Genomic DNA, 3,373 nt, shown 5'->3' on the forward strand with positions numbered 1-3,373 from the left:
GCACTACGCGCGAATGTGGCCGCCGAACGGCAACGCCAGCAGCTGGCGCGTGAGCAGCAAGCCGCCAATGCCGAGAAACAACGCGCCGCCCACGAGCAGGTCGGTGCCGAACACCGACGCGTGGAAGAACAACAACGCCAGGCCACGCAACAGCAGGTCGTCCGCCACGAACAGAACGTGCTCGGTTCCTTTCGCGGTGCAGCGATCACCTGCATCGGCGGTGGCAAGGACGTGCTTTACCTCAGGAGCTCCATGCCCCCCAGGACCGGCTGCAATGTCCGCTTCGAAGCCCGCTGCCCGGGCACCGCGACCGGCAACGGGGTCCATTTCAGCCAGGCAAACTACATTGGCGCCAGCTGTGGCATGGGGGACAACATCCGCATCGGCCCGATGAACTGCGCCGCGGAGCAGGTGCTGGTCCGCATGATCGAAGCCGATTGCGGGTAGCCGGCGCCAACCGGCGAAGACACTGCCAACGACAACCCGCGAGTAGCGCACCCACGCCGACGTGGGTGCGTGCCACTTACTTCCCGGCCGGCAGTTCCGGCTTCACCGCTTCCGGGCTGACCCGTTCGATGGTGTGGCGCAGTTCACGGCCGAGGATGAACTTGGCGTCCTTGGCCCAGGCGTCCAGGCGCTCGTCGAACAGCAATTTGCTGTTCTCGTCCGGCCACACCAGGCGCAGTTCGCGCATCTTCTGGATGAAGCCACGGAACAGCGACTTGTCGAAGAACTCCGGCGCGGCCGGTGCGTACAACAGGCTCAGGCGCTGCGCGGCCTGCTGGCACAGGCTCTCCAGCTCGGCGGCTCCGAGCGTGCCGGGGCCGTTCTTCACCAGCACCGCGATGGCGATGTAGTAACGCTCGAACGCCTGCTGCAGCGAATGGCCGATCGCACGCAGGCGGAACACCTCGTCGGTCTGGCCGGTGCTGCGCGCCAGCATGCCGCCGTCGTCCTCGCCCACATGCTGCAACAGGCCCTCGCGCACGAACACGCTGATGGTCTGGTCGATGCGCGCGGCGAACTCGTCCTCGCTCCACGGCAGGAACAGCTCGGCCTGCAGGAACGGATACAGCCCGCGGCCCAACCGCAGCAGGCCGCCACGGCTCATGCGGCGGTTGTTCTGGAAGCAGCAGGCCACCCACGAGGAGGCGGTGAACAGGTGCAGCACGTTGTTGCGGAAGTAGCTCAGCAGCACCGCGGTGTCGCCGCTCACGCTCAGCACGTCGCCCAGCGGGTGCTTGATGCGGGTGAGGACGTTGATGTCCTCGGCGTGGGCGATGATGCGCTCGGGCGAGTGCGGGGTGACCGTGACGCGGTCGGAGTACGGCATCTCGACCAGCAGCTTCTTGCTCAGCTCGATCTGCGCGATCAGGTCGGCCTCGCCCATCGCGTGCTTGGGCGTGGACAGCAGCGCCAGCGCCAGCAGGTTGATCGGGTTGACGTCGGCGGCGCCGTTGATGCGCACCTGGATCTGCTCGGCCAGGGTATCGACCGCGCTGGACAGCCAGCTCGGCTTCTCGTCCTCGCCGACCGGCTGGCCGTTCCAGTCCGGTGCCTTCTGCGCCAGCACGTCGTTCAGCGCGATCGGCTCGCCGAAGTTCACCACCACCTGGCCGAAGTTCTGCTTGAGCACCTTGGGGATGCCCCACAGCAGCGCCCAGATCGATTCCTTCTCCTTCGGCCGGCCGGACAGCTCGTCCAGGTAGCTGCCGCCCTCCATCAGCTTTTCATAGCCGATGTAGATGGGCTGGAACAGCACCGGCTTGCGCGGCTGGCGCAGGAAGGCACGCAGCGTCATCGAGATCATGCCGCCCTTGGGTTGCAGCAGGCGGCCGGTACGCGAGCGCCCGCCCTCGACGAAGTACTCGATCGAATAGCCGCCGGCCACCAGCTGGGCGACGTATTCGCTGAGCACGGCCGAGTACAGCGCGTTGCCCTTGATCGAGCGACGGATGAAGAACGCGCCGCCCTTGCGCAGCAGCGTGCCGACCACCGGCAGGTTGAGGTTGATGCCGGCCACGATGTGCGGCGGCACGATGCCGCGGTCGTACAGCAGGTAGCTCAGCAGCAGGTAGTCCATGTGGCTGCGGTGGCTGGGCACGTAGACGATCTCGTGCCCGGGCGCGGCTTCCTTGAACTTGTCCAGGTGGTGCACCAGCACGCCGGCGTAGATGCGGTTCCACACGTGGCTGAGCATGAAGCTGGCCGAACGCACCACCGGGGTGGAGTAGTCGGCGGCGATCTCCCAGGCGTAGCCCTGCGCCTTCTTCCAGGCGTCGGTGGTCTTGGAGTTGTCGCGCTTGGCCTGGGCGGCGATGGCTTCGCGCACCGGGTCGGCGGCCAGCACCTTGTCCACCAGCAGGCGGCGGGTGGACAGGTCCGGGCCGATGATCGATTCACGGATGCGGCGGAAGTGCGTGCGCAGCACGCGCTGCAGCTTGCGCACGGTGCGCTCGGGCTCCAGCCCTTCGTCCACGGTTTCGCGCAGCGACACCGGCGGGGCGAAGCGGACGATGGTGTCGCGGCCGTTCAGCAGCACCGCCAGCAGGCGGCGGAAGCGGCCGACCAGCGCCCAGTTTTCCGAGAACAGCACCGCGAACCAGCCGCTCTGCTTGTCCGGCGCGCGGCCGACGAAGATCGACACCGGCACCAGGTGCACGTCCAGCGCCGGGTTGGCGCGGTGCGCCTGCAGCAGCTTGGCCAGCGAATCGGAGTGGGTCTTGGCACCGCGCTGCTCGGGGATCAGCGCGTTGTTGCTGGAACGCCGCGACAGCGCCACATAGGCACGCTTGCGGCCGAGCAGGTCACCGGCCAGCGGCACCAGCGGCGAAGGCAGGCCGGCGTCGCGGCAGGCCTTGTCCAGGATCAGCGCGTTGGACAGGCCGTAGTCCTCCAGCACGTAGACCACCGGGCGGCCGTCGTCGTACTCGCCGGCCTGTTCGGGCTCGATCTTCAGGCCCAGCCAGGGCTCGACCAGCTTGCCCAGCAGGCGCGCCCAGAGCGGGCGACGGCCGGCGGGCCGGGCGGGCACGGCACGGCTGGGGGTGCCCGGCACGATGGCGGCAGGCGGGGCGGGCGGCGCCGCGTGGGCATCGTCCGGCGGAAGCAGGTCGCCCTGTTCGGGTTGGGATTTCTGTTTCGACATCTGGACCATTATGGCTTAGCCGCCGTTTTGGCGGTGTCTGGCCGATCACTGCCCGGCGCCGTGGCCGGGTCCGTTGCGGTCGCGGCGGCCTGTGCGGCTTCCACCCGGGCCTGTTCGGCGGCCTGGGCCGCGGCGATCACCTGGTCGGCTTCGGCCACGGTACGGGCCAGGTACCAATGCCCGTCGCGGCGCGCCAGCGCGACCTGCAGGTCCACGTCCTTGCCG

The 3,373-nt window shown here is 68.5% G+C and carries 2 protein-coding genes and 1 pseudogene; 1 reads left to right on the top strand and 2 read right to left on the bottom strand.

Annotated elements, in window-relative coordinates:
- Window positions 1-447, top strand: a 447-nt coding sequence (locus tag VA603_RS09370) for a hypothetical protein (RefSeq protein WP_323438634.1), incomplete at its 5' end; no start/stop codon positions are given.
- Window positions 448-523: 76 nt separating this feature from the next.
- On the opposite strand, the gene plsB is transcribed toward VA603_RS09370, so the two are convergent.
- A complete protein-coding gene (plsB, locus tag VA603_RS09375; protein ID WP_425603683.1) occupies window positions 524-3,157 on the bottom strand; it encodes a glycerol-3-phosphate 1-O-acyltransferase PlsB in 2,634 nt (877 codons plus the stop codon).
- Window positions 3,157-3,373 (bottom strand): annotated as a pseudogene (locus tag VA603_RS09380) (hypothetical protein); the annotation flags it as partial. The gene plsB and the pseudogene VA603_RS09380, both read right to left, overlap by 1 nt.

This window comes from Stenotrophomonas capsici, assembly GCF_034961085.1.
GTDB lineage: Bacteria > Pseudomonadota > Gammaproteobacteria > Xanthomonadales > Xanthomonadaceae > Stenotrophomonas > Stenotrophomonas capsici.